The organism is Xanthomonas sp. BRIP62409 (assembly GCF_003992965.1).
Lineage (GTDB): Bacteria > Pseudomonadota > Gammaproteobacteria > Xanthomonadales > Xanthomonadaceae > Xanthomonas > Xanthomonas euroxanthea.
In genome coordinates this window covers 20,346-46,557 of sequence record NZ_QEZJ01000037.1, presented here as the reverse complement: position 1 = coordinate 46,557, position 26,212 = coordinate 20,346, and the positions used below count along the sequence as shown (strand labels likewise).

The following is a 26,212-nucleotide window of genomic DNA, read 5'->3' as shown; positions in this document are numbered from 1 at the left end:
CCGGCTAGTCGATGCGGCGGGCGCGTAGCGCCACCCCGGCAGCGGTCACCAGCATGTAACTTCCCATCGCGGCCTTGCGAATCACCACGACTTCGCCCTCGGCCAACGGACCGCGGCTGGTGGCTTCTGTCAGTGCCCAGCGCTGACGACTGTCCAGCGACACGATGCGCGTACCGTCTGGCTGATACGCCACCGCGAGCACCTTGGCCGTGAGTTGCGCAGGCGATGATTGCTGCGCAGCCGTTGTTGCAGAGGCCTGTTGGGGACTGCGGCCGAATGCCCTGACTCCCCTGTCCGCCTCCGCCGCCCGTACGGCCTGGGTTGGCGGAAAACTGGCGTCATAACAGGCCAGCCGCGGCAATGGATCGAGGACTGCAGCGCAGCGATGCGTCGGCACGTCCTGCGCCGATGCCGCCCAAGCGCAGCTCAGGACTGTCAGACCCACCACCACCGGTTTGTGCATGTGCGCATCTCACTGCTCGACTGCAGCAGAGCATACAAGCCAACCGGCAGGCGCAGGAAAGGCCGACCCTCATTGTCTCGCCACCGGGCAGATTGAACGCACCGCCGGCGCCGCCTAAGCTGCAGGTCCCCCGACCCGCGGCAAGACTGCCTGGAAAACGCCTTGGACCTGTCCTTGCAGCACGCCGCACGCTTACTGCAACACGGTCATTTGCCACAGGCGATCGCCGCTTATCGAGCCATCCTGCAGGCCCGGCCCGGCTGCGCCGATGCCTGGTACAACCTGGGATATCTGCTGCGCCGGACCGGCGAAGCATCCGCTGCGCTGGATGCGTACGCGCAGGCACTGCAGTACGGCGCTGCACTGCCGGAACAGATCCATCTCAATCGCGCCGCGCTGCTGAGCGACCATCTCCACCAGGATGCGGCCGCGCTGGAGGAGCTCGACCTGGCACTGCAGTGTCGGCCGGACTACGCCCCGGCCTTGCTCAATCTGGGCAACCTGCACGAAGAGCTGGGCGCACGCGACCAGGCGGTCGCCGCCTATCGCCGACTGCTCGCCAGTCCTCCCGGCGACGCCCGGACACGGACGCTGCAGTTGCAAGCCAGCGCACGTCTGCTGCATCTGGATCCTCCGACGCAGGCGCAAGACCCACGCCTGCTCGGACTCGAGCAGGCCAGCTCGGTCGCAGGGCAGGACCCTGCATTGACGGCCACGCTGCTGCACGCGTTGGCCCATGCCTACGACCGCCTCGGCCTGCACAACCAGGCATTCGATGCGGCCAGTGCCGCCAACCGGCATGGCCACGCCCATGCAAGGCGTTACGATCCGATCCGCACGCAACAGCATTTCGACAGCATTGCCGCGGTATTTGCCAACGCAAGGGACGCGCAACAGCCACCCCCCATGGCTGCTGGAGAAAACACGGTGCCGGCCCTGTTTATCTGCGGCATGTTCCGCTCCGGCTCCACCCTGCTCGAACAGGCCTTGTCGCGCCACCCGTGCATTGCCGCCGGAGGTGAGCTGGATGCGCTGCCGCGACTGGTTGCGCAGTCGTTGTCGCCGTTCCCGCAGGCCGCGCAGCAGCTATCCCCGCACATGCTGACGCAGCTGGCCAGCGCCTATCGTCAACGTGTGGCGGCAGCCGTTCCCCAGCATGCGCAACTGCGCTACATCACCGACAAGCGCCAGGACAACTTTCAGCTGATCGGACTGATCAAACAGCTCTTTCCGGCTGCCAGGATCGTGCACACGCGCCGCCATCCGCTGGACAACGGGCTGTCGCTCTTCATGCAGCAGCTCAATCCACAACGGTTTGGCTACGCGGGCCGGCTGGAGGACATCGGGCATTTTCTTGCCGCCTACCAGCGACTGATGGAGCATTGGCTGTCGCTGTATCCCGACAGCATCCACACCTTCGACTATGACGCCTTCGTCGCCGCGCCGGAGCCCACCTTGCGCGCATTGCTGGACTTCCTGCAGTTGCCCTGGGAACCGGACTGCCTGGAGTTCCACAAGGCGCCTGGCGCCGTCAAGACAGCCAGCTACTGGCAGGTGCGCCAGCCCCTGCATGGCGATGCGTCCGGACGCTGGAAGCCCTACGCCGCTCAGCTCGCTCCCCTGCGCGCCACGCTTGCCCGGTTCGGCATCTCACCTGCGGACTGAACCGGCCGACGACCGGCACCCCTCATCCGGCACGGTGGCGGGCAATCGCCGTTTCCATGGCGTTGACCATCTGCCGCTCCTCCTGGCTCAGCAGGGGGTTCCAGACATCGAAGATCAGCACCGCGCGCAGCTGCGCGCTCTGGTTGCGCGCCTCGTGTTCGATCGAGTCGTCGAACACCAGCACCTTGCCGACCTCCCACTGCCGCCAGTCGTAACCGACCCGGAAGCTGCAGCCGTCGGGCACGATCAACGGCAGATGTGCCACCAGACGTGCGTTGGTCTCGCCGTGGTGCGGTGGAATTACCGTCTGCGGCGCCAGCACCGAGAACATCGCGTTCGGGCAAACACCATCAATCTCCGCCGCATCGACCAATGTCAACGCGGCGGCGGTTGCCGGGCACTGCCGCAGATGTTCCTCCACCGGCTGGCCATGCGCCCACAGCGGATAGGAACTCCAGGCCGGCGAATGGTTGAGGTCCTTCCACTGATTGACCGGCTGGTCCGGCGCGTAGGCGATATACGGCGCAAAGCCGCCCTTGTCCGCGTGCATGACGGCGCGCAGTTCCTGCGCAATCGCCTCGGTCTGACGCTGTACTGCAGCGATCCACGGAAACGCCTCCGGCGGATGAAACGGCAAGGCGGGCAGTCGCGGTACGTACAGGCGGTTGGATTGGGAGTGGAACGGGCGGCTGCGTCCACATGCGATCGCGGCCGCTTCCGCCCAGCGTCCCGCGAGCGCGGCGTCCACAGCCACGCCGGGCGTGTCCAGGACGGCGCGCAATTGCGCCTCGAGCTCAAGCGTGTCCTGCTCCACCGCCTGCGTGGCCAGGGCGAGCTTGCGACGCAGCACCGCAGGCCATTGCGGCTCGGGTGGCGCAACCTTCAGCGCGTCGCGATAGACGCCGGCGGCGGCACGAGGGCGGCCACGCGCCTGCAGAAACGCGGCCTTTGCCAGCAACCCCGGCAGGAAATACGCATCCAGCGCCAACGCCGCGCTGATGGCCTGCCATTCGCCATCCACATCGCCTTGCGACTGCTTCACCACCGCAATGGTCAGCACGATCATCGGATCGCCCGGGCTGCTTGCACGTGCGCCGGCCAAGTAGTCCAGCGCTGCCGTTGCATCGCCGCGCTGGTAGGCGTGCACGCCCAGGCTGTACAAGGCCTGCGGATGCGCCGGCGCCAACTGGCGCACCTGTGCCCACAGCTGCTCGGCCTGCTGCCAATGCCCGGCCGAAGCCGCAGCGCTCGCCTCGGCGATCAGCGCGGCGATGCGTTGGTTGCGTTGTTCGATCTGTACCGCCATCGCGCCGCCGGCCTCTCAATCTTCCCGGCTCGATCATACGGCCTGGGCGGCGGCGCGATGGCGCGATTGGCCTTCCCACGACCGGACAGGGTGGCCCGGCTACGTGCTGTTCCAGGCAACGTCACGCCACGCCAGCGCCAACCAGGCGACAGCCCACTGGCGTGCGGTCCGTGTCAGTGCGCGTGGCCGCCATGCGAATGCGCGTGACCATGATGATCGTCGTGCGCAGGGCCTTGCGTAGCCGGTGGCGTCCCACACGGCGCGGTGCCGCAGTCGCCGCTCTCCACCTGCAAGGTGACATGGGAGATCTCGAAGCGCGCGTGCAGCAGCTCGGCGAGCGCGTCGCGCAGGCGGTCGCGGTCGATGGTTTCGCCGACCACCACGTGTGCGGTGAGCGCAGGCGTGCTGGAGGCCAGTGCCCAGACGTGCAGGTCGTGCACGTCCTCGACGCCGGGGTAGCTGGCCAGCGTCTGCTGTACCTGCGGCAGATCGATGCCTTTGGGAACACCTTCCAGCAGCACGTTGATCGCCTCGCGCAGCAGCACCCAGGTGCGCGGCAGCACCCACAGGCCGATCAGCACGGCCAGCACCGGGTCGATCCACTGCCAGCCGGTCCAGCGGATCAGCAGCGCGCCGATGATCACCGCCACCGAGCCGAGCATGTCGCTCCAGACTTCCAGGTAGGCGCCCTTGACGTTCAGGCTCTCGCCGCTGCCGGCGTGCAGCAGCTTCATGGCGATCAGATTGATCACCAGGCCGAAGCCGGCGATCAGCAGCATGCCGCTGGAGGAAATATCCTGCGGTGCGCGAAAGCGCTGCGCGGCCTCCCACAGGATGTAAGCGCCGACCGCAAACAGCAGTGCACCGTTCGCCAGCGCGCCGAGCGCTTCCAGCCGCACATAGCCATAGGTGCGGCGCGCATCGGCAGGGCGACGGCTCAGGCGCACGGCAAGCAGGGCGATCATCAGGCCCACGGTGTCGGTGGCCATATGTGCGGCGTCAGACAATAGCGCCAGGCTGTTGGTGATGAACGCACCAATGACTTCCGCCAACAGGAACGTGGCGGTGAGCCCCAGCGCCCACCATAGCGGTGTCTCGTGGCGGATTTCGCTGGGTGCGTGGTTGTGGTCGTGTCCCATGGATGCGGTAGCCTCGTGCGATGCGCGCACCTTAGGCGCACGCGATGGCGGAGACTATTACACCCGGGCGTGATGACATCACATCACGTGGGCGTGGTGCTGCGCCTTGTTGCCCAGGCCGGGCAGCAATTTGGAGCGGCCAACAGAACCTCTCGAACGCCGCAGCGATGGCGGCAACGCGTCGGCCACCCTCGCTTTCGTTAGCGTGTGGAGTGATGTCGTATTGGCAGTGAGATTGCTCGGATAGAAAGAGGCTGATCAGACCGCACCTCATCGGACGGCTGCGCTGCATGCACTGCCTGCCCCTGCTTGCAACCATGCGTACCGACCATCGTGACTGGTCCTTGCCCGCCCACCGTCGCGGGACCTTACGCGGCATGGATGCCGCGTAAGAGCCTACAAGGACGTACTTGCGGCGTGTCCCGCGATGGTGGGCGGGCAAGGCCCCTGCGGCAAAACCACAGCGTCGAGTGCGCGGTGCCCTCACCGCTCGCGGGACACGCCGTAAACCCGTCCCTGGGGGCTCGGTGGCGGCATCCATGCCGCCACACGGTCCCGCAACCGGCAAGGACACCGCACCAGACAGTTGGTCGGCGCTCATCTGAAAGCCGTCTGTCGTGCGGTGTGCATCAGACGTGGAGCCGCTGCTCATGATCAAACGAGGCGCTTCCAGCGCTGCTCTTCCCATGCATACCGACCATCTCGACTGGTCCTTGCCTGCCCACCGTCGCGGGACCCTGAGCGGCATGGATGCCGCGCCGGAGCCTACATGGACGTACTTGCGGCGTGTCCCGCGATGGTGGGCGGGCAAGGGCCCTGCAGCAAAGCCGCAGAGCACCCGCTCTGCACCCGACGCATTCCCCCGATCGATCACCCATCAAGACAGAGGCGCGTTACAACGCCGTCTACGCCCACTCGGCGGTGGGCATAGACGCTTTGTTAGCCACTCTCAAACCTTGGCCACCAGCTTGATCACGCTGGAAAAATCCAGCGCGCCGTTGCCGGCTTGGCGGTTCATCGCATACAGATTGCGCGCCAGCTCGCCGAGCGGAATCGACACGCCCGCCTGCACTGCGGATTCGGCGACCAGCCCCAGGTCCTTGAGCATCAGATCGTTGCCGAATCCGCCGCTGTAACCGCGCGATGCCGGCGCGTTGGGCAGCACGCCCGGCCACGGATTGCAGACTTCGGTGGCCCAGCTGCGCCCGGTGCTGACCGCCATCATCTGCGACAGCACCGCCGGGTCCAGGCCCTGTGCAACGCCGAGCGCCAGCGCCTCGCCGGTGGCGGCCATGATCACGCCCAGTGCCATGTTGTTGCACAGTTTGGCGACCTGGCCGGCGCCGTTATCGCCGACGTGGAAGATGTTCTTGCCCATCGCCTGCAACACCGGCCGCGCACGCTCCAGCACCTCTGCAGCGCCACCGACGATGAACGTCAGGCTGCCGGCCGCCGCGCCAGCGGTACCGCCGGAGACCGGCGCATCCAGCATCGCCAGGCCGCGCGCCTGCGCCTCGGCGGCGAGCTTGCGTGCGCTGGCCGGTGCGATGGTGCTGCAGTCGATCACCAAGGCAGCGGCAGGAATCTGCGCCAGGATCCCGCCCTCGCCCAGGTACAGCCCTTCGACATGGCGGCTGGCCGGCAGCATCGAGATCACGATCTCGGCGTCGGCCAGGGTGTCGTGCGCGGAGCTGGCGGCATGCGCGCCGGCGGCGACCGCGGCGTCCAGCGCGGCGGGCACCAGATCGAACACCCGCAGCTGGTGCCCGGCCTTGCTCAGGTTGGCGGCCATCGGCCCGCCCATGTTGCCCAGGCCGATAAAAGCGATCTTGCTCATGGTGTGATTTTCCAGATTTGAAAGGCCATCACCCGAGGGCGCGGCCGTTGAATGATCTGCCCTGCCGCAGAGCGCGCGGCAAACAGGCGCAATGGCATCCCTTGGTCCTGCAGTGCGGATGCGGCTCATTGTCCGCATCCGCCAAAGACCGTTCGCAGCGGCGTGTCAGCGACTCAACGTGCACCAAGATCGGCAAGCGGATGCCGTGCAGCCGGCCAGGGCGATTGCAGGAATGCAGCCGCCCATTGCGCATCGGCCTGTTCCAGTTCGGCAGGCTGCCACTGTGGCGTGCGGTCCTTGTCGATCAACAGCGCGCGAATGCCTTCGGCAAAATCGCCGTGGGCGGCCGCATGCAGCGCCACTACGTACTCGGTGCGAAATGTCTCCGCCAACGTGCCGGTTTCCGGATGATGGTGCAGCTCCCAGGCCAGTCGCGCCGAGCCGGGGGCACCGGCTGCCAGCGTTGCGCGCGCGGCCTGCAGCCAGGCGTCCTCGCTTTGCAGTTCCAGGATTGCAGCGACCACCTCCTGTAGCGTCCGGCCTGCCACCAATTGCGCGATCAAGGCCGCATGCACCTGCAGTGGGCCCGGCTCCAGCGGTTGCGCAATCCCGTGCAGGAACGCGCCGAGCTGGGCGCGATCCTCGTCTGCATCGCCTGTCCAGGCATGTGCGCTCAAGGCTTCCAGCACTGGCCCGTATTGCGCATGCTCCAGCCGGACATCCGCAAGCCCGGCGTAGATGGCATCGCTGGCATCCAGCGGCGCACCGGTCAGTGCCAGAAACAACCCGGCAGCGTGCGGCACCCGGCGCAGCAACCAGCTGCCGCCGACATCGGGAAACAGGCCGACACTGATCTCCGGCATCGCCAGCCGCGAGCGCTCGGTGACCACGCGATGGCTGGCGCCGGACATCAAGCCGATGCCGCCGCCCATCACGATGCCGTGGCCCCAGCACAGCAGCGGCTTGGGATAGGTGTGGATGCGATGGTCGAGCCGATATTCCTCTTCGAAGAACGCAGCGGCATGCGCATTGGCTTGCGGTTGCGCGCGACGCTCCTGCGCATCCGGCACCGCCTCGCGATGCGCACGCATGCTCTGGTACAGACCATGCAGGTCGCCGCCCGCGCAGAACGCTTTCTCGCCTGCGCCACGCAACACCACGCAGGCAATTTGCGCATCGTCGGCCCAGGCGCGCAGCTGCGCATCCAGCAGGCGCGTCATCTGCAACGACAGGCCGTTGAGCGTCCTGGGCGAATTCAGGGTGGCGATGCCGATGCGGTGCCCGTCGGCGCAATGACGTTGCTCGAACAGCACCGGCGCGTCTTCGGTTGGGCGCACATCCAGCATCAGCCATTGCTCCACTGCGGTGCGCGCTTTTCCAGAAAGGCTGCCACTCCCTCGGCCTGATCGGGCTGCTCGAACAGGTCGACGAAGGCCTCGCGCTCTGCCACCAGCGCGGCGGCATGGGTGCCATGGCGGGTGGACTGCACCAGGCGCTTGCACGCTGCGACACTGGCCGGACTCTGCTTGCCGGCGCGCTGTGCCCAGGCGATGGCATGCGCACGTGACTCGCCCTTGCCGACCACCTCTTCCACCAGGCCGATCCGCTGTGCAGTGGCGGCATCCAGACGTTCGCCGAGCAGGATCATGCGCTTGGCCCAGCCCTCGCCAACCAGGCGCGGCAGGTTCTGGGTACCGCCGGCGCACGGCAGCAACCCGACGCTGGCTTCCGGCAAGGCCAGTTGCGCGTGTTGCTCGGCAATGCGCAGGTCGCAGGCCAGTGCGCACTCCAGGCCACCGCCCATCGCATAGCCGTTGATGGCCGCGATCGACACGCCGCGAAACGCGCTCAGCGCTTCGAAGGCTTCACCGAACCGCCGCGCCGCGGCGCGCGCATTGGCCTTGTCGCCATCGGCAAACTGCTTGAGATCGGCGCCGGCACTGAAGAACTTCTCTCCCTCGCCGGTGATCACCAGCGCGTAGATGCTGCGGTCCGCATCCAGCGCGTGCACCAGATCGCGCAGGCCTGCAAGGCTGTGCACGGTCCAGGTATTGGCCGGCGGATTGCACAAGGTGACGATGGCGACATGGCCATCGCGTTCGACCTGCAAGCCGGTATGCGCGCGTGTTTCCCAATCGCTCATCGCAGTTCCTCCTCGCCGTTGAGCAGGTGGCGCGCAATGATCATGCGCATCACCTCGTTGGTGCCTTCCAGGATACGATGCACGCGGCTGTCGCGCAGCAGGCGCTCGATCGGATACTCGCGGATATAGCCGTAGCCGCCGTGGATCTGCAGGGCATCGTCGCAGATCGCAAAACCGGCATCGGTGGCGAAGCGCTTGGCCATCGCGCACCACACGGTGGCATCGTGGCTGCCGGCATCGAGCTTGCGCGCAGCGGTGTGCACCATCTGCCGGGCGGCAACCAACTGCGTGGCCATGTCGGCCAGCTTGAACTGCAGGGCCTGGAAATCGGCCAGCTTCTTGCCGAACTGACGGCGCTCGCCCATGTAGCGACGCGCGGCATCCAGCGCGCCTTGCGCCGCGCCCAACGAACAGGCCGCGATATTGATGCGGCCACCGTCCAGCGCCTTCATCGCCATCTTGAAGCCCTCGCCCTCCCTGCCGAGCAGGTGGCCGGCCGGAATGCGCACATTCTCGAAGCTCACCCCGCGCGTGGGCTGGCTGTTCCAGCCCATCTTCTCTTCCTTGCGGCCGTAGCTGATGCCGGGCGCATCGGCAGGCACCACGAAGGCGCTGATGCCACGGGCGCCGTCGTCACCGGTGCGGGCCATCACCACCAGCACATCGGTGGCGCCCGCGCCGGAAATGAAGGCCTTGCTGCCGTTGAGCACGTAGCTGTCGCCATCGCGCTGTGCGCGGGTCTTGAGCGAGGCCGCGTCCGAGCCGGCGCCCGGCTCGGTCAGGCAGTACGAACCCAGCTTGACGCCGCTGGTCATCGCCTCGCCCCATTGCGCGCGCACCGCGTCATTACCGTAGCTGGCGATCAACCAGGTGGCCATGTTGTGGATGCTGATGAACGCCGACGTGGACGGATCGACCGTGGCCAGTTCCTCGAACACCACCGCAGCATCGAGACGGCGCATGCCCAGGCCGCCCACGCCTTCATCGGTATACAGCCCGCAAAAGCCCAGCTCGGCCGCCTTGGCGATGGCCTCGCGCGGGAAGTGGCTTTCCGCATCCCAGCGCGCGGCGTGCGGGGCGAGTTCCTTGTCGGCGAAGTCGCGCGCAGCGGCGCGGAACGCTTCCTGCTCGTCATTCAAATCGGCCGTATTGGCGTGTAGCTGGATGGCTGCATTCATGGCGATCAGGTCACTTGAGGGAGATGGTGGTGTTGACGCCGTGGCCCAGCGTCTCGTCGTCGAACCAGCGCGCGGTCACGGTCTTGGTCTGGGTGTAGAACATCACCACCTGCTTGCCGTACGGGCCCAGGTCGCCGAGCTTGGAGGCACGCGAGCCGGTGAAGGAAAACAGCGGCACCGGCACCGGAATCGGCACGTTGATGCCGACCTGGCCCACATCGATGTCCTCCTGGAAACGCCGCGCCGCCGCGCCGGACTGGGTGAACAACGCGGTGCCATTGCCGTTGGGATTGGCATTGACCAGGGCGATGGCGTCATCCAGCGTGGCGGCCTCCAGGATCACCAGCACCGGGCCGAAGATTTCCTCGTCGTAGATGCGCATGCCGGGTCTGACCCCGGAAAAGATCGTCGGGCCGACGAAGTTGCCTTGCTCGAACCCCGGCACGCTGGGCGCGCGACCATCCAGTTCCAGCGTGGCGCCCTGCTCCACGCCGGAGGCGATCAGGCCTTCCACGCGCGCGCGCGCCGCGCAGGAGATCAACGGCCCGACCTCGGTGCCCGGCGCATTGCCCGCGCCCAGCTTCAGGCCCTTGGCCTTGGCCACCAGCGCCGGAATCCACTGCCGCGCCTCGCCCACCAGCACCAGCGTGGAGGCCGCCATGCAGCGCTGGCCGGCGGCACCGAAGGCCGCACCGACCATCGCGTTGAGCGTCTGTTCCTGATTGGCGTCCGGCAGCACCACGGCATGATTCTTCGCACCCATCATGCATTGCACGCGCTTGCCTGCCAGCGAGGCGCGTTGATAGACGTGCGTGCCCACCTTGGTGGAGCCCACGAACGACAGCGCCTTGATGTCCGGGTGATCGCACAGCGCGTTGACCACGTCCTCGCCGCCATGCACGACATTGAGCACGCCCTTCGGAATGCCCGCCTCCAGCGCCAGTTCCACCAGCCGCATCGTCACCATCGGGTCCTGCTCGGATGGCTTGAGGACGAAGGTGTTGCCGGTGGCAATGGCCATCGGAAACATCCACAACGGAATCATCGCCGGGAAGTTGAACGGGGTGATGCCCGCGCACACGCCCAGCGGCTGCAGCAGGCTATAGGTGTCCACGCCGTTGGCGACGTTGTTGGCCAGCTCGCCCAGCTGCAGGTTGCCGATCGCCGCGGCGTGTTCGACCACCTCTAGCCCACGGAACACATCGCCCTCGGCATCGGCCAGGGTCTTGCCCTGCTCGGCACTCAGCAACGCGGCCAGCTCGGGCAGGTGCTCGCGGATCAGCTGCTGGTACTTGAGGAAGATGCGCGCACGCGTGCCGATCGGGGTCTTGCGCCAGCTCACGAACGCCTGGCTGGCCGCAGCCACCGCCGCGTCCACTTCGCCGGTGGTGGCGAACGGCACCTGCGCCAGCACGGATTGATCGGCCGGGTTGACCACCTCCTGCCACTGGGTGCTGGCGGAGGTGACGAACTGGCCGTCGATCAACAGGGACACGCGCGGGACGGAATCACTCATTGCAGGTTCGCTCGCAGAAGGCAGTGCAGATGCTTCGCATTGTTCGCAGCGCGAGCTGGCTTTCCCAGCCCGAGACTGCTTAATCGCGCTAAGCTGCCGCCACTCTTTTGCGAATCTTGCGAATGCCCCAGTCGCAGCTCCCGCTCCGTCACCAGCTCGGCCTGCGCCTGCAACGGCTGCGCCAGCGCCACGGCCTGACCCAGGCCGAGCTGGCGCGCCGGCTCGGCCTGTCGCCGAGCTACCTCAACCAGATCGAGCGCAACCAGCGCCCCTTGACCCTGGCGATCCAGCAACGGCTCAAGGCCACCCTGGGCGATCTCGATGGCCTGCTCGACCTGGACGACCCGGCCGCGCTGGTCGAGCCGCTGGACGAATCGCTGCGCAGCCTGGGCCACAGCCTGTCGGCCGCCGAGCTGCGTGTGCTCACCGGCAATCTGCCGCAGGTGGCCCAGGCCCTGCTGGACCTGCACCGCGCCCACCAGCACCTGCTCGAGCGCAACGCCGCGCTGGAAATACAGATCGGCGCCGACCACGCCGCGCTGCCCTCGCTGTCGCCGGGCGAGCAGGTGCGCGACTACTTCAATCGCGCGCACAACTATCTGCCGGAACTGGATGAGCGCGCCGAGGCGCTGTACGCCGAACTCGGCCTGACCTCGGACAACCTGCCGCTGCGGCTGCGCCAACGCCTGGCCGACCGCCACGGCCTGCTGGTGCAGGACGCGCCCGATCTGCACAGCGACAAGCGCAGCGTGGATACGCAGGCGCGCGTGCTGTGGCTGCCGGCGCATCTGCGCCCCGGCCAGCAGGCCTTCCAGATGGCCGCGCAACTGGCCTTGCTGGAATGCGCACCGCTGCTGGACGCACGCATCGCCGATGCCGGCTTCGAGGATGCCGAGCGCATTGCACTCTCGCGCATTGGCTTGTCGAACTATTTCGCCGGCGCCCTGGTGATGCCGTACGGCGAATTCCTGCGCAGCGCCCAGCGCTCGCGCTACGACATCGAATGGCTGGCCGATCGCTTCGGCGTCGGCTTCGAGGCGGTCTGCCACCGGCTCAGCACCTTGCAGCGGCGCGGCGCGGCCGGGCTGCCGATCTTCTTCATGCGGGTCGATCGTGCCGGCAATGTGTCCAAGCGCCATTCGGCCACCGACTTCCATTTCTCGCATGTCGGCGGCGCCTGCCCGCTGTGGATCGTCTACGAGGCCTTCAACCAGCCCGACCGCATCCTCACCCAGATCGCACGCATGCCCGATGGCCGGCGCTATTTCTGGCTGGCGCGCCAGGTCAGCAGCGGCGCGCCGGGCTATGGCCGCCCGCGCAAGACCTTTGCGCTGGCGATGGGGTGCGACCTGCGCCATGCCGATCAGCTGGTGTATGCGCGCGGCTGGGACCTGGATGCGGTGGACGATGCGGTACCGATCGGCCCCGGCTGCCTGACCTGCGAACGCAACGACTGCGTGCAGCGCGCATTTCCGGCATTGCCGCGGTTGTCTGCCAGAGCACGCTGACCGGGGAGCAGGGCCCGTCGCATCGACCAGGCAAGTCATTGCCCGGCGCCTGCAGCTCACGCCGCAACGGTGACGAACCAGACGCTACCGCTGCAGTGCAGCATTCCAACGCGAGATAGCTCACGCAAAATGCTTCATTGGAATGGAATGACTTGCGCTTCTACCCTGAAGCGGACACATGCAGGACAGGGGGACGCCAGGGCGATCGACGATCGTCACAGCGTCACGCAAACGACCAATCGGCTCCACACCGCAGTACCGCAGCAACCGCCATGCCCGCGCCGGACGCACCCGCGCGCAGCCGCGCCAGAGCGCCGCACCAGCGGCCACTATTTCATTCGGTAACTTTGTCCTGGGAGGGATCAAACGATGCCCGTTCACCACACCGGCCACTCGGCCAGCCGGCGCCTGCGCCGCACACCCGTGCGCGACGTCCTCTGCACCACCATCGCCTGCGTGCTGGCCACCGCCTTCAGTGCGCACGCGCAGGACAGCGCGCCTGCCGCAGCGCCGGCCACCGACACCAGCACCGCGGCTGCGCCGCCGGTCACGCTCGACAACGTCACCGTGATCGGCCAGCGCGCCAGCCTGAATCAGGCGGTGCAGGCCAAGCAGATGTCCGATCACGTCATGGAAGTGATCTCCGCAGACAACATGGGGCAGATGCCCAACGTCACCGTGGCCGAAGCGCTGGTGCGCCTGCCTGGCGTCAACGGCACCCGCGACCGCGGCAACGAGAGCCTGGCCACCGTGCGCGGCCTTGGCCCGCGCATGACCATGGGGACCGTCAACGGACGCGAGATCGCCTCCTCCGAGCCCAATCGCGCGGTGCGCTGGGAAGTGTTTCCCACCGAAATCGTCTCCACCGTCAAGGTCTACAAGACCCAGTCGGCGGACCTGGTCGCCGGCGGTCTCGCGGCAACGGTGGACATCTCCACCATCAGCCCGCTGGACTACACCGGCCCGGGCTTTGTCGGCACCGCCGGCCCGGTGTTCTACGACCACGCCAAGGACGTGGATGGCTACACCCCGTGGGGCAGCCGCTTCGGCGCCAGCTGGGTGCACCAGATCAACGACAACCTGGCCGTTGCGCTGGGCGCCACCTACCAGAAGCAGAAGAATTCCAACTCCTCGATCGGCAGCTGGGGCTATACCGATGCCACCACCTCGCGCGATGTGGATGGCGACGGGACCGTGGACCCGACTCCGTTCGGCGCGGCCGACCAGCTGAAGCTGACCGACCAGACCCGCACCGGTGCGATGGGCACCGTGCAATGGCGCTCGGGCAACTTCGAATTGAAGTTCGACGGCCTGTACTCGCGTATCGAGATCGACGAAGACCAGTTGCAGAACTGGTTCAACGGCCTGGCCTACAGCACCTTCTCGACCGGCGCCAATCCGTACACCACGCCGGGCTCGTCCTACACCATCGTCGATGGCGATGTGGTGGCCGGCACGCTGGCCAATTCGAACCTGCAGGTCGACCATGTGGTCAGCCACTACAACGAGGTCAAGACGCTCACCGCCGGCGGCCTGAACGCCAAGTGGAGCGGCGATGTGTGGACGCTGGGCAGCGACCTGTCGTTCTCGCAGGCCAAGCGCGACAACACCTGGCAGGCGGTGCGCTTCGGCAGCAACCCGGACACCGTCTCGTTCGATTTCCGCCGCAGCGTCACCCCCACCATCCGCACCAGCTCGGATACGCCCGAATGGGGCATCGCCGGCCAGACCGAGCCGCAGGGGCTGCGCGACAAGATCGCCGCGCTGGCGCTCAACGCCAGCCGCTCGATCGATGCAGCCGCCTTCACTTCGCTGGAGTTCGGCGCACGTGCCGCGCGCCGCGAGAAGCAGAACCGCCGCTTCATCAGCAACCAGTCCGGCTATGACCAGCCGATCTCGGCCTATCAGGGCCTGATCTACCCGGTCACCATGCCGGACTTGAACGTGCCCACGCTGACCGGCGGCAACATGGATGCCATCGCCGAGATCGGCTTCGGCGGGTTCGACCCGGCCACGCTCAACGAGCAGTTGCTGGACCACTGGAACGTCAAGGAAGACGTGCGCGAAGCCTTCGCCAAGGCGGTCTTCAGCTCGCAGCTGTTCGGCACCGATGTCACCGGCAATATCGGCGTGCGCCTGGTCAACACCAAGACCACCAGCGACGGCTTCGATTCGGTCGGCACCACCGTACAGGCCAGCAGCGACAGCAAGGAATACACCGACGTGTTGCCCAGTGCCACCGTCAACTTCCTGATCGACGATCAACGCATCCTGCGCTTTGCGGTGGCCAAGGTCATCGCGCGTCCGCCGCTGGACGAGTTACGCACCGGCCGGCGCTTGGACGATCCCAACGTCACCATCGGCCAGCTCACCGGCAGCGGCGGCAACCCGCAGCTGGATCCGTTCAAGGCCACCCAGGTCGACCTGTCCTACGAGTGGTACTTCCACAAGGAAGCGCTCGCCGCACTGGCCGTGTATCGCAAGGAAGTGGATTCCAGCATCGGCTACCGCACCGACCGCGAAATCATCAACGGCCTGGACTACCTGGTCAGCGCCCCGTTCAATGGCGGTGGCGGGCATATCAACGGCGTGGAACTCACCTTCCAGACGCCGTTCTACTTCATCCCGCACATGGAAAACTTCGGCGTCTACTCCAACTTCTCGCTGGTCGATTCCAACCTCAAGGAATTCTCGCCGGAGAACAACCCGCTGCCGTTGAGCGGGCTGGCACGCAAGACCGGCACCTTCGACCTGTGGTACAGCAACGGCAGCTTCGAAGCGCGCGTGGGTTACAAGTACCACAGCCCCTACACCGTGGTGTATGGCTGGAATGCGGCGCGCCTGGCACGGCTGCAGAGCGAAGGCACGGTGGATCTGAGCCTGAACTGGCAGTACAGCAAGCAGCTCGGCTTCCGCTTCCAGGCCGGCAACCTCACCAACGAACCGCTGCGCGCCTATACCGACAACAAGCCCAACCGCCTGGCCAACCAGGACGACGGCGGCTACCAGGTGTTTGGCCGTCGCTACTCGCTGGAAGCGACCTACAAGTTCTAAGCGTCGCTGACTTCCGCTGCACGACTGCTCCACAGCTGCGGGCGGTGCGCAATCGTCTCCGTCAGCGGCGGTGCGATTGCGCACCGACCGCACGACGGCACCGCCGCCTGCGGCAGGCTGTCACCCGCTCCGCGCTCTATCTGTCGAGGAATTGCATGCGCTCCACACGTCGCCTCTGGACACCCGCGCTGCTCGCGCTGGCCATCTCCACCTTCGCACACGCCGCCCCGGCCCCCGCCACGCTGTATCTGGGCGCGGACCTGTCCTACGTCAACGAGATGGAGGAATGCGGGGTGCAATACCGCGAGAACGGCGTGGTCAAGGACCCATTCGAACTGTTCCATGCGCACGGCGCCAACCTGGTGCGCGTGCGGTTTTGGAACGATGCCCGCTGGACCCGCTACAGCGACCTGTCCGACGTCAAGAAGACCATCGCGCGCGCACGTGCGCAGGGTATGCAGGTGCTGCTGGACCTGCACTATTCCGACGACTGGGCCGATGGCGAAAAACAGCTGATTCCCAAGGCCTGGGCCAGCATCACCGATACCGATGAACTGGCGCGCACGCTGTACGGTTTCACCTATGACACGCTCAGCGCGCTCGACCGTGCCGGCCTGATGCCGGAGCTGGTGCAGGTGGGCAACGAAAGCAATTCCGATCTGATGGACAGCCAGCCGTGGGACAAAAAGCGCCCCATCGACTGGCAGCGCAACGCCAAGCTGTTCAACGCCGGCATCAAGGCAGTGCGCGACATCGGCGCACGCTCGGCCATCAAGCCGCGGGTGATGCTGCATATCGCCCAGCCGGAAAATGTGGAGCCGTGGTTTGCCGCCGCCACCAAGGCCGGCGTCACCGACTACGACCTGATCGGCATCAGCTACTACCGCAAATGGTCGACCCAATCGATGGCCGAGCTGGGCAAGACCATCACGCGCCTGCGCGGCCGCTTTGATGCCGATGTGGTGGTGGTGGAAACCGCCTATCCGTGGACGCTGGACTCCGGCGACACCTCGCACAACCTGCTCGGCGAGGATTCGCTGATTGCCGGCTACCCGGCCACACCGCAGGGCCAGTTCCGCTACATGGTCGACCTCACCCAACTGGTGATCGACACCGGCGGCGCCGGCGTCGTGTACTGGGAGCCGGCATGGACCAGCAGCAGCTGCAAGACCCGCTGGGGCACCGGCTCGTCGTGGGAAAACGCCAGCTTCTTCGACTTCAAGCATGGCAATGACGTGCTGCCGACGATCGACTTCATGCGTCACCCGTATACCGGCGTGCCGGCGTCCGGTCAGCCTGCGGCAGCCAAGCCTGCGCCGATCACCCCAGGCAAGCCCACCGACGCCCGCAAGAGGACCCAGCCATGACCGGCATCAATCGCCGCGAACTGCTGCGCGGCATGCTCGCCAGCGGCGTGGGCGTCGCACTTCCGGTCGGTACGGCCGGTGCGTTGCTGCCCGCCATCGCCGCTGCAGCGCCAGCTGCAGCCGACAACGCCACGCCGCTTGCCGCACTCGGCGATGCAGCCCTGGCACCGCGCGAACGGCTGCTGTTCGACTTCGGTTGGCGTTTCCATCTTGGCCACGCCAGCGACCCGTCGCGCGACTTCGAGTTCGGCACCTTCCAGCGCAGCTTCGCCAAGGCGGGCAAGGACACTGCCACCGCCGCGCAACTCGCCTTCGACGACAGTGGCTGGGAACTGCTGGATCTGCCGCACGACTGGGCGGTCACCCTGCCCTTCCGGCAGGAACCGATCTCGGCCACCATCACCGAAGAGGACCCGGCCGCTGCGCACGGCTACAAGCCGCTGGGCACCAGCTTTCCGGAAACCAGCGTGGGCTGGTATCGGCGCACGCTGCAGATTCCCGCAAGCGATCTGGGCAGGCGCATCAGCCTGGTGTTCGACGGTGTGTTCCGCGACTGCATCGTGTTCTGCAACGGCCACATCGTCGGGCGCAATGCCAGCGGCTATTGCGGCTTCGAGGTCGATCTCAGCGAAGTGCTCGACTACGGCAAGCCCAACCTCATCGCCGTGCGCGTGGATGCCACGCTGGGCGAAGGCTGGTTCTACGAAGGCGCCGGCATCTACCGCCATCTGTGGCTGCACAAGACCGACCCGCTGCATCTGCCGCAGGACGGCGTGTTCGTGCGCAGCACCGTGCAGGGCGGCAACGCCACCGCGCAGCTGTCCACCGAAGTGCGCAACGATGGCAGCGCCGCGCGCCAATGCACGGTGCAGGTGCGCGTGACCGCGCCGGATGGGCGCGTCGTCGCACAGGCAGCCAGCGCCACGATCACCGTTGCACCCGGCCAGGTACAGCGCGTCGAGCAGACCCTGCCGCTTGGCCAGGCTGCATTGTGGTCGATCGACACCCCGCAGCTCTACCACCTGACCACCAGCGTGCACAGCAATGGCAAGGCGGTCGATGCGCTGGTCACGCCGTTCGGCGTGCGCACGGCCGTCTTCGACGCACAACGCGGCTTCCTGTTGAACGGCGCACCACTCAAGCTGCATGGCACCAACAACCACCAGGATCACGCCGGCGTCGGCACCGCCATCCCGGACAGCCTGCACGAATGGCGCCTGCGCCAGCTCAAGTCGATGGGCTGCAACGCCTACCGCAGCTCGCACAATCCGGCCACGCCCGAACTGCTCGCACTCTGCGACCGGCTCGGCATGTTGGTGATCGAAGAGACCCGCCGCATGTCCACCGACCCCGAAGCCATGGGCGAACTGGAGACGATGGTGCGGCGCGGGCGCAATCATCCCAGCGTGATCCTGTGGTCGCTCGGCAACGAAGAACCGCAGCAGGTCACCGAGCGCGGCGCGCGCATCGTCAGCCGCATGCAGCAACGCGTGCGCCAGCTCGATCCCACCCGTGCCACCACCTTCGCCATGGACAAGGGCTTTGGCGATGGCGTTGGCCAGGTCGTGGATGTGGTCGGCTTCAACTACCGCACCAGCCAGATGGATGGCTTCCACGCGCAGTACCCCCACATTCCGATCTATGGCAGCGAAACCGGCAGCACCGTGTCGGTGCGCGGCAACTACCAGCGCGACGACACGCGCGGCTACACCCGCGCCTACGACACCGACCACCCCTGGTGGGCCAGTACCGCCGAAGCCTGGTGGAGCTATGTCGCGCAGCGCCCGTATATCGCAGGCGGCTTCATCTGGACCGGCTTCGACTACCGCGGCGAGCCCACGCCCTACAACCGCTGGCCGAATGTCGCCTCGCAGTTCGGCGTGCTCGACAGCTGCGGCTTCCCCAAGGACAACTACTGGTATTACCGCGCGCAATGGACCGGCGAACCGGTGCTGCATCTGTTCCCGCACTGGAACTGGGACGGCCTGCTGCAGCCCGACGACAAGGGTCGCGTCGCGGTCTGGTGCCACAGCAATCTCGAAGCGGTGGAACTGCTGGTCAACGGCGTCAGCCAGGGCCTGCAGCAGGTGCCGGCCTACGGCCATGTCGAATGGCGCGTGGCCTACGCACCGGGCGTGATCGAGGCACGCGGCTATCGCGGCGGGAAATTGGTACTTAGCGAACGCCGCGAGACGGCCGGCACGCCGGCAGCGATCCGCCTGAGCTGCGACCGCAATGCACTGCGCGCCGATGCCGAAGACGTGGCAGTGGTCAAGGTGGAAATCGTCGATGCACAGGGCCGCGTCGTTCCCACCGCCGATACGCTGGTGCAGTTCGCATTGCGCGGCCCGGCGCGGTTGATCGGCGTGGGCAACGGCGACCCTGCCAGCCACGAGGACGACAAGGCGCCGCAACGCAAGGCCTTCAATGGACTCTGTGCGGCCCTGCTGCAGAGCACGCGCAGCGCCGGCAGCATCGTGCTGCAGGCCACCGCGCCCGGCCTCGCCGCTGCCACCCTGCGCCTGGATGCCGACAAGGCCAGGCTGCGCGCATCGGTGGCCTGACGCTAGCAGGAGCAGCGGCTGCGTTGATCACCAAAAACCACGTCAGCACCAACTGACCGCAGGCCCGGGAGCCATGACCGGCTCCCGGCACAGTCACTGGCGCCCGCGTGCGCAAGCGTCATGCAGAGTGGCCACACCCGCCCGCCCCATCGCCGCCACGTCACGCGAGTGAGCCGTTGACCGGCCAGTTCATGCATCCGGGCGCTCCGCATCCGGCGTACGCGGAAAGTAGCGGCTGAGTTTTTCTTCCCAGGCCTGGAACTGCTCGAGCGTGTAGGCATCCATCGGCCGTGGATCGGCGGCCACCGCTTTTTTCTGCGAGACATATGCGATGCGCTGGGACGCCAACTCGTCCCATGCCTTGCGCAGCATCACCGGGTCGGGATGCGAGACCATCATCGCTTCCAGCAGCGTGGCCTGGGCCACGCGTGCGGCCAGCAGGTCGCTGAGCGCCTCGGTCACCGCCTGCATCCACTCATGTTGTTTCTGTTCCATACCCGACCGGACCGCCTGCGTGATGTGCCCCACACGGTAGCGCCTCCGCTGGCACGGCCATGTGCAGCCATCATCGACCCGGTGCCGGCGAACACGTCTCCCCGGTGTGGCGGCGCGCGCGGACCCGCCTCACGCAGGTCTTGCATATCGAGACGAACGCGCAAGCAGGACCCAACGCGACAACGTCACGCTCACTTCCGCCAGCAGCGACGATAGACGCAATCCGTCGGTCTCCAGGCAGCGCCCGACGTCCGCATCACAGGCGCGGCCATTGTCGGAGACGATGCCGCTCGACATCCCGCGCTCATTGCCCGGGCCATGGGGGCGCTGCGCGCACGCCGTCATTGCCGACCATGATCGAAGATCCGGCGGATAACGGCCTCGGCCATGACATGCAGCAGCGCACCGGTGATGCCGGACGACAGCGTGAGGCCAGCCTGGACGCTGCGCTGGTTTGTCAGATCGCATGGCCTGATTTGCGATTGCATCGCACACGTGTGCCCACGATTCAACGCTCCAGGGCAGCGCGTAGGAAACGAATCACAGCCGCGCCGCTTTCCCGGTCGGCTCTTGCATACCCCTGAGGGCTGCCTCCGACCTGAAGATGGGGACCCAACTCATGCCGGTAGGTTGTTGGCTGCCACAGCGGCGAGATCAGATGCCCCGCATCGCTGAAATAGAGGATCTGGTCGGGCTGCTTGCGCGCGTGCTGGGCCAGGTAACGCTTTGCCACCGCCGCCATCTGGCCGGAAAGACCCAGTTGGTCGTCCCCTGCCGCGACAAGCATCAGCGGGCCGTTGATCCTCTCAAGGGGCAACATTGCGGCCTTCAATGCCGCCTGGGCCTGCAAATCCGTGTCGTCCAGCCAGGAGGCGCCCGCACGGTAGGGCAGGAATGGCAGGTCCTTCCCTGCAAGGGTCAAGCCGGGCTTGTCGACGGCGCGGAAGTCAGCTGGCTCGACGTCTCGCTGGATGCCCCGAAAGGGCGCCGGGCTTCCCACCAGCGAAACCACGGCGTGGAGTCGCTGATCATGCGATGCCGCCGCCATCGCAATGGTGCCGCCCCATGAGCCGCCCAGCACTCCAATCCCGGATGCGTCGACGTAGCGTTGCTTCTGTAGCCAATCCACGGCCACCGAGACAGGATCGATCGGCACCCGCACGAGATCCTTGGGCAACCCAGGCAAGCGATAGTAGCCAACGGACATCGCCACAAACCCATGCGATGCCAGCCAGGCGGCATACATGTCTGCACTGTCGATCCCCCCCTCGGAACCACCCAGGGTAATGACGGCGGGATGGCGGCGTCCGTCCACCAACGCACTTCTGGGCGCGTAAACGTTGGCAACAAGTCCGGGGGAATGCACCGCGAATGCCGAGACGCCTTCACCATCGATCCATCGTCGCATCTCGACGCTATCAACTACCCGCCCGGCCAGCACCATCTCCACCGTGAACTGAGCCGGTGCAAACCTGAGATCCGCGTCCCTCCTCCTGATGGGAAAGGGCGAAGGCCTGGAGGGCCCCTCCGGCCGCATCGACCAAAACAATCCCGCCTCATCGACTCCGACGTAGGTTCCCGCTTCCGACGCCGTGCTCGATGGATCCACCCTGCCGTCCAGATCCGCACGGTACAGCGCGCTCGAGCGCCAGAGGTTGCCCTTGGCATCCCTCATGGAGAGCCTGAGTTCCACAAGCTCGGTGGGCTGCATGCCTGAGACGTGCACACCCAGGGGCGCATCTGCGCCGCTGTCCAATGACCAGACGCGAAGATCTGCCGCAGAGGCGGTGTTGCAGCCCAGCAGTGCAACAAGGGCGATGGCGAGTCGGTGCATGACGGAAAAATCGGGAAAGGACACCGGGACGATGCGCCCCCGGCACCTGGCTTTGGCTGCGTGTGGCGCGACTCGTGCGTCCGACGACCTCAGTCGTGCAACAGCGGCTGAGACAAGGTGGGCAGGCGCGCTTGGAGTTGTCCTCGAAACTGTCGGCTCACCCGCAATGTTGCGCCGCCTAGAAGCTCCAGTTGAGCATCCTGGTTCCGCGCCGGACGGAGCGCCACGACACGCGTCACATTCACCAGGGACGATCGATGGATACGGACAAATCCATGTGGCTCAAGGCAATCGGCCAGGTTTGCCAGGCTATCGCGGCGCAGATACGTGTCCTTTCCGGCGTGGATACAGACGTAATGGCCCGCCACCTCGACATAGTCAATCTGCGCCGGTTCCAGGTAGACGGTGCGATCCCCCACGTCAACGGCCAGGCGGGCCGTCTGCGCACCCTTGCCGTCGATGCGTTGCCGCACGCGGCGTATCGCAAGCTGCAGGCGTTTGGGATCCACCGGCTTGAGAAGGTAATCCAGTGCCCCGGCGTCGAACGCGCGTACTGCGTGCACGCTGTAGGCGGTGACGAAGACGACATGTGGCACGAGCGTTTCCAGGTGACGCACAAGGTCCAGGCCACTGCCATCGGGCAGACCGATGTCCAGCAGGACCAGGTCGACATCTCCAAGCCTGGCCCGCACAAGCGCGGCTTCGAGGGTGGCCGCTTCACCGACCACGAGGACATCGGGCTCGGACGCAAGAAAACGCACAAGCCGGTCGCGCGCAAGCGCCACGTCATCGACGACCAGGGTACGAATCACGCTGCCTCCGTCCCCACCGGGAAACGGAGCGTTGCGACAAAGCAGGTCGCCTGCCGCTCCGTGGACAACGATGCCCCTGCGCCATGGGTGAGAGCCAATCGCCTCCTCAGGTGATCCAACCCTATGCCCAGCCCCCCGGGCTGATCGCCACCGATCGGGTTCACCACAGTGATCATGAGCTCGGCGTTTTCGACAATGGCCTTCACTTCGATACGAACAAAGCCACCCACCCGTGCTCCATGCTGGATGGCGTTTTCGAGCAACGGCTGCAATGCCATCGAGGACACCGGGGCATTCCATGCCCGCGGCTCTACATCGATATTGAACGTGATGTCACCAGACAGCACCTGGTGCAACTCGATGAACTCCGCGCTTGCGCCTATCTCTTCCCTTAGCGATACCACGGGCGCGCTTTCCAGCATCGCGCGAAGAAGGTTCGCTACATGGCCAAGCGCAAGGTCCGCCCGAGCAGCGTCACGATAGCCAAGCTCTCCGATCGCATTGAGCGCATTGAAGATGAAGTGCTGATGCAGCCTGGATCGCAGCGCCTGTTCGTTCACTCGGGCCAGCAGCAGCTCTCGCTCACTTCTCAAGACCAGGTGGCCCCAGAGCTGCCCTGCCCCCATGACGACCAAATAAAGGGGAATAGCGAACAGGGTCGTCGCAGTGAGGGCGCCCTGGCCGCCTTGGAGATCGCGCCACCCCATGCCCTCGAACCCTGCCAGGTGCAAGAGACCATGGCCAAGCAGCCAACCCAGCACCGTCAACACTGGGATGGCCACCAGGCCGGTCAAGGCGATCAATGCCAGATGATGCGCGCTTCGCCCTGTTCCAATGATCCATCGTCTGGACAGCCAGAGAAGCGTCGGCGTGAGCGCTGCCCAAGGCACGTAGCTTCCCACCAGAAACAGGAAGGCACCGAGCAGGCCCAGAGCACCGCGCGGCTTGTCGGCCAGCGATGTCAGGGCCACCGCGGGAGCGTAGGCCAGCGCGAGCACGAGCCATGGCACGGCGATGCCCGCCCAGTGGAGGCCTACCGGAACCAATGGATGCTTGGCAATCGAAGAAGTGTGTGTCCGCATGGACGGTCATGCTCGGGACGGCGCAGATTACCCCACATCACCGATATCCACGACATGGCGCACCTGGCGCCTTCGCCTGCCCGGCGCCTCTACCGTCGGCGTCGATGTTCCGTGCCACGCTTCGCTTGCGCCCTTACGGCAGCGGCCTGGCTCGCCCGCTCGCCTCCGCAGTTCACCATCTCGTGGGGGACAGCGGTCCAGCCGAGTGTCGACTAAGGCCGACCTACGCCTGCCCGGTGGCGGCCTTCCGCCGTTCAGAAAATGGCGCGAGGCCTCGCTATAGCTGGATCCTTTACTGCCGATATCAGATGCATCCCAAACGCTGCCGCTCCATGTCGACCGAACTCAGAACCCAAGTCCCCTTCTCCGGAATGGCAGACACCGCGAGCGAGCTGCTTGAGCGGCTTGCCGAGCTGACGCCGCTGAAAACCTGGGTGCTTGCCGAGGTCAAAAACGATCATTGGATCATCCGTGGCTGCACCGACGCCTCCTTCGGGTTGAAGGTCGACCAGTCCTTGAGCTGGCCCGAGTCGGTGTGCCGCAGCATGATCGTCATGGGCGGCCCCCAGTTCGCCCCAGACCTGCAGAAAGTCGAACACCTGGCCCAGTCCGCCGTGGCGACACGGCTGGGTATCGCAAGCTACCTGGGCGTGCCGATTCGAATCCCTGGCAAGGTCGAGGGGATGCTCTGCGGGCTGGACAACCGGGTCGTCGACGACAAACTCGAGCACCTCCTGCCGCTGGTTGAAACCTTTGGACGGGTCCTGGCCGGATCGTGGGCCCAGCACCTGGCCGAGGTGCAACGGCTGCCGGCTGATCCGCAGGCCATGGAAAATGCACAAGCGTTGGCCGGCCTCTACGATCTCCGGACGTTCCGTGATGTCCTGCAGGCAGCGGCGGATCACCGCCATCGCAACGAGCAAGGCGGCGTATTGCGCTTTGACGTGGACGCCAACAGCTCGGCCGACGGCGTCGGGCCAGAGCAGAACGTAGCGAAGGCCGTTGCCCTGCTGAAGCAGGCCACCCGTCCCCAGGACAGCCTGGCGCAGCTGGCGCGCGGAGAGTTCGCCCTGTTCCTGCCTGGCAGCAGCGAAGCCGGGTTGGTGTCGGTCGCCCGTCGTATCCAGGCGTCCTTGAACGCCGAGGGGCTCAGCGCGCGATGGGGAGCCAGCTGGTTCAAGGAAATGCAGCAGCTCGACAATATCGATCAGCTCATCAAGGTGGGTCCCCTGCCACGCGCAAATCCGGCCGAAAGCAATGCGCATCCGATCCCGTCGGCCGCCCGGTAGGACCGGGCCAAGCCTTACAGGCCGAGGGCACGGAGCAATGGCAGCGGCACCACCATCGGCGGGTCAGGAAAATACTTACAGTCACGTTCGTCTATTGCCGATAGTGGATTGCGCTGTTTTCTTCAATGATGGCGTGTCACCCGGCGAGCATCGACAGCCAATCGTCTGACACTGATGTTGGACGAAGGTAGGTGCCTGCCCATCAAGGAGGATTGCTATTGGGCGTCACCGCAATTCGGCACGTGGGCGATTATCTGCTTACTGCCCACAGCGTTCCGTGCGATGGAAAGTTCCTGCCGGAGCTTCTGATTTCCAAGCCCGGCGGCATCACCTTGCACCGCTGCCAACCTGGAAGCATCGCCTTTGCCGATCAACGCGCCGCGTATGACTACGCCAAACGCTGGATGGCGACGTGCCAGGTGTCGAGCACGGGCTCGGTCAGCGCAGCCTAGCAACGGGCAGGCCTGCGACTGCGTCCTCGCCTGCGGGACGCAGCGCTCGATGCGATCGTTCCATGCCGCCAACTGTTCGAGCGTGTAAACCTCGACCGGCTTCGCCGCTGCCGACAAGGCTTTGCGTTGCGCAACCGTCGCCATCAGGGATGACGACAGGCGGTCCTGGCAGCCGGTCAGCGATGCGGGGTCCGGATGCGAGGCGCGCACCGCCTCAAGCACCGCGCCTTGAGCCACTCTTGCCGCCTGCAGGTCACTCAGTGCATCCGCCACTGCTGCCATCCATTGCGCGTTCACTGCTCCATCTCTTCCACAGTGCCTAGTCGGAAGTGGATAGCCCTGCCATCGGTGTTATCGCGCATCAGCCATCGACAACCGCCGAACCCTCAACTGCATTGCCTTCCCACGTGCGCAACCGCTCCGCCTGACATGCGTCAGGCGTACCCCGACAGCGCGGGCGTTTTCTGAAGGGTTAGATTATCGTTTAGTGACAGATATTCCAGTTTTT

General features: G+C 66.1%; 20 protein-coding genes. 6 read left to right on the top strand and 14 right to left on the bottom strand.

The genetic code is table 11. The features are described from left to right. Window positions 1-4: 4 nt before the first annotated feature. Entirely contained in the window at window positions 5-463 is a 459-nt protein-coding gene (locus tag EO170_RS21255) for a hypothetical protein (protein WP_126947939.1), read from the bottom strand. Between the two features lie 162 nt (window positions 464-625). Between EO170_RS21255 and EO170_RS21250 the strand changes: the two genes are divergently transcribed. After that, window positions 626-2,128, top strand: coding sequence for a sulfotransferase (locus EO170_RS21250; protein ID WP_126947937.1), 1,503 nt, complete (start codon window positions 626-628; stop codon window positions 2,126-2,128). A 22-nt stretch (window positions 2,129-2,150) separates the two neighbouring features. Here the strand turns inward: EO170_RS21250 and EO170_RS21245 are convergent, their stop codons facing one another. From EO170_RS21245 to EO170_RS21210, 7 genes are all read right to left on the bottom strand, one after another. Further along, complete coding sequence (locus tag EO170_RS21245; RefSeq protein ID WP_126947935.1) at window positions 2,151-3,434, bottom strand: aspartyl/asparaginyl beta-hydroxylase domain-containing protein; 1,284 nt, start codon at window positions 3,432-3,434, stop codon at window positions 2,151-2,153. A gap of 173 nt (window positions 3,435-3,607) precedes the next feature. Then, a complete protein-coding gene (locus tag EO170_RS21240; RefSeq protein ID WP_126947933.1) occupies window positions 3,608-4,573 on the bottom strand; it encodes a cation diffusion facilitator family transporter in 966 nt (321 codons plus the stop codon). Between the two features lie 949 nt (window positions 4,574-5,522). Further along, a complete protein-coding gene (gene mmsB / locus EO170_RS21230; protein WP_206514044.1) occupies window positions 5,523-6,425 on the bottom strand; it encodes a 3-hydroxyisobutyrate dehydrogenase in 903 nt (300 codons plus the stop codon). 158 nt (window positions 6,426-6,583) lie between these two features. After that, a complete protein-coding gene (locus EO170_RS21225) occupies window positions 6,584-7,756 on the bottom strand; it encodes an enoyl-CoA hydratase/isomerase family protein (protein WP_164741132.1) in 1,173 nt (390 codons plus the stop codon). Further along, window positions 7,756-8,553 (bottom strand): enoyl-CoA hydratase, encoded by a 798-nt coding sequence (locus tag EO170_RS21220; protein ID WP_126947931.1) that lies wholly within the window; start codon window positions 8,551-8,553, stop codon window positions 7,756-7,758. The genes EO170_RS21225 and EO170_RS21220 overlap by 1 nt, the downstream gene beginning before the upstream one ends. After that, entirely contained in the window at window positions 8,550-9,731 is a 1,182-nt protein-coding gene (locus EO170_RS21215; RefSeq protein ID WP_115676404.1) for an acyl-CoA dehydrogenase family protein, read from the bottom strand. The genes EO170_RS21220 and EO170_RS21215 overlap by 4 nt, the downstream gene beginning before the upstream one ends. Window positions 9,732-9,741: 10 nt before the next feature. Beyond that, complete coding sequence (locus EO170_RS21210; protein WP_126947929.1) at window positions 9,742-11,247, bottom strand: CoA-acylating methylmalonate-semialdehyde dehydrogenase; 1,506 nt, start codon at window positions 11,245-11,247, stop codon at window positions 9,742-9,744. A 122-nt stretch (window positions 11,248-11,369) separates the two neighbouring features. On the opposite strand from EO170_RS21210, the gene EO170_RS21205 reads away from it, so the two are divergent. From EO170_RS21205 to galA, 4 genes are all read left to right on the top strand, one after another. Then, window positions 11,370-12,755 (top strand): short-chain fatty acyl-CoA regulator family protein, encoded by a 1,386-nt coding sequence (locus tag EO170_RS21205; protein WP_126947927.1) that lies wholly within the window; start codon window positions 11,370-11,372, stop codon window positions 12,753-12,755. Between the two features lie 369 nt (window positions 12,756-13,124). Beyond that, window positions 13,125-15,809: a TonB-dependent receptor gene (locus EO170_RS21200; RefSeq protein WP_126947925.1), complete on the top strand. Its 2,685-nt coding sequence runs from the start codon at window positions 13,125-13,127 to the stop codon at window positions 15,807-15,809. 155 nt (window positions 15,810-15,964) lie between these two features. Then, entirely contained in the window at window positions 15,965-17,176 is a 1,212-nt protein-coding gene (locus EO170_RS21195) for an arabinogalactan endo-1,4-beta-galactosidase (protein ID WP_126947923.1), read from the top strand. Next, the gene (galA, locus tag EO170_RS21190; protein ID WP_126947921.1) at window positions 17,173-19,740 is read left to right on the top strand and encodes a beta-galactosidase GalA; all 2,568 of its coding nucleotides are present in this window, start codon (window positions 17,173-17,175) and stop codon (window positions 19,738-19,740) included. Before EO170_RS21195 ends, galA begins: the two co-directional genes overlap by 4 nt. Before the next feature lie 189 nt (window positions 19,741-19,929). On the opposite strand, the gene EO170_RS21185 is transcribed toward galA, so the two are convergent. From EO170_RS21185 to EO170_RS21860, 5 genes are all read right to left on the bottom strand, one after another. Next, window positions 19,930-20,235, bottom strand: a complete 306-nt coding sequence (locus EO170_RS21185; protein WP_164741131.1) for a hypothetical protein — start codon at window positions 20,233-20,235, stop codon at window positions 19,930-19,932. A gap of 341 nt (window positions 20,236-20,576) precedes the next feature. Next, window positions 20,577-20,723 (bottom strand): hypothetical protein, encoded by a 147-nt coding sequence (locus EO170_RS21565; protein ID WP_164741130.1) that lies wholly within the window; start codon window positions 20,721-20,723, stop codon window positions 20,577-20,579. Window positions 20,724-20,743: 20 nt separating this feature from the next. After that, window positions 20,744-22,093, bottom strand: a complete 1,350-nt coding sequence (locus tag EO170_RS21180) for an acyl-CoA thioesterase/bile acid-CoA:amino acid N-acyltransferase family protein (protein WP_126947919.1) — start codon at window positions 22,091-22,093, stop codon at window positions 20,744-20,746. A 65-nt stretch (window positions 22,094-22,158) separates the two neighbouring features. Next, a complete protein-coding gene (locus tag EO170_RS21175) occupies window positions 22,159-22,881 on the bottom strand; it encodes a LytTR family DNA-binding domain-containing protein (protein ID WP_241235979.1) in 723 nt (240 codons plus the stop codon). Then, window positions 22,878-23,963, bottom strand: a complete 1,086-nt coding sequence (locus tag EO170_RS21860) for a histidine kinase (protein ID WP_126947915.1) — start codon at window positions 23,961-23,963, stop codon at window positions 22,878-22,880. The genes EO170_RS21175 and EO170_RS21860 overlap by 4 nt, the downstream gene beginning before the upstream one ends. Before the next feature lie 332 nt (window positions 23,964-24,295). On the opposite strand from EO170_RS21860, the gene EO170_RS21165 reads away from it, so the two are divergent. Continuing rightward, on the top strand, window positions 24,296-25,252 hold the full coding sequence (locus EO170_RS21165) for a GAF domain-containing protein (protein WP_126947913.1): 957 nt from the start codon (window positions 24,296-24,298) through the stop codon (window positions 25,250-25,252). 215 nt (window positions 25,253-25,467) lie between these two features. On the opposite strand, the gene EO170_RS21945 is transcribed toward EO170_RS21165, so the two are convergent. Further along, window positions 25,468-26,001, bottom strand: coding sequence for a hypothetical protein (locus EO170_RS21945; RefSeq protein WP_343134531.1), 534 nt, complete (start codon window positions 25,999-26,001; stop codon window positions 25,468-25,470). Window positions 26,002-26,212 lie beyond the last annotated feature (211 nt).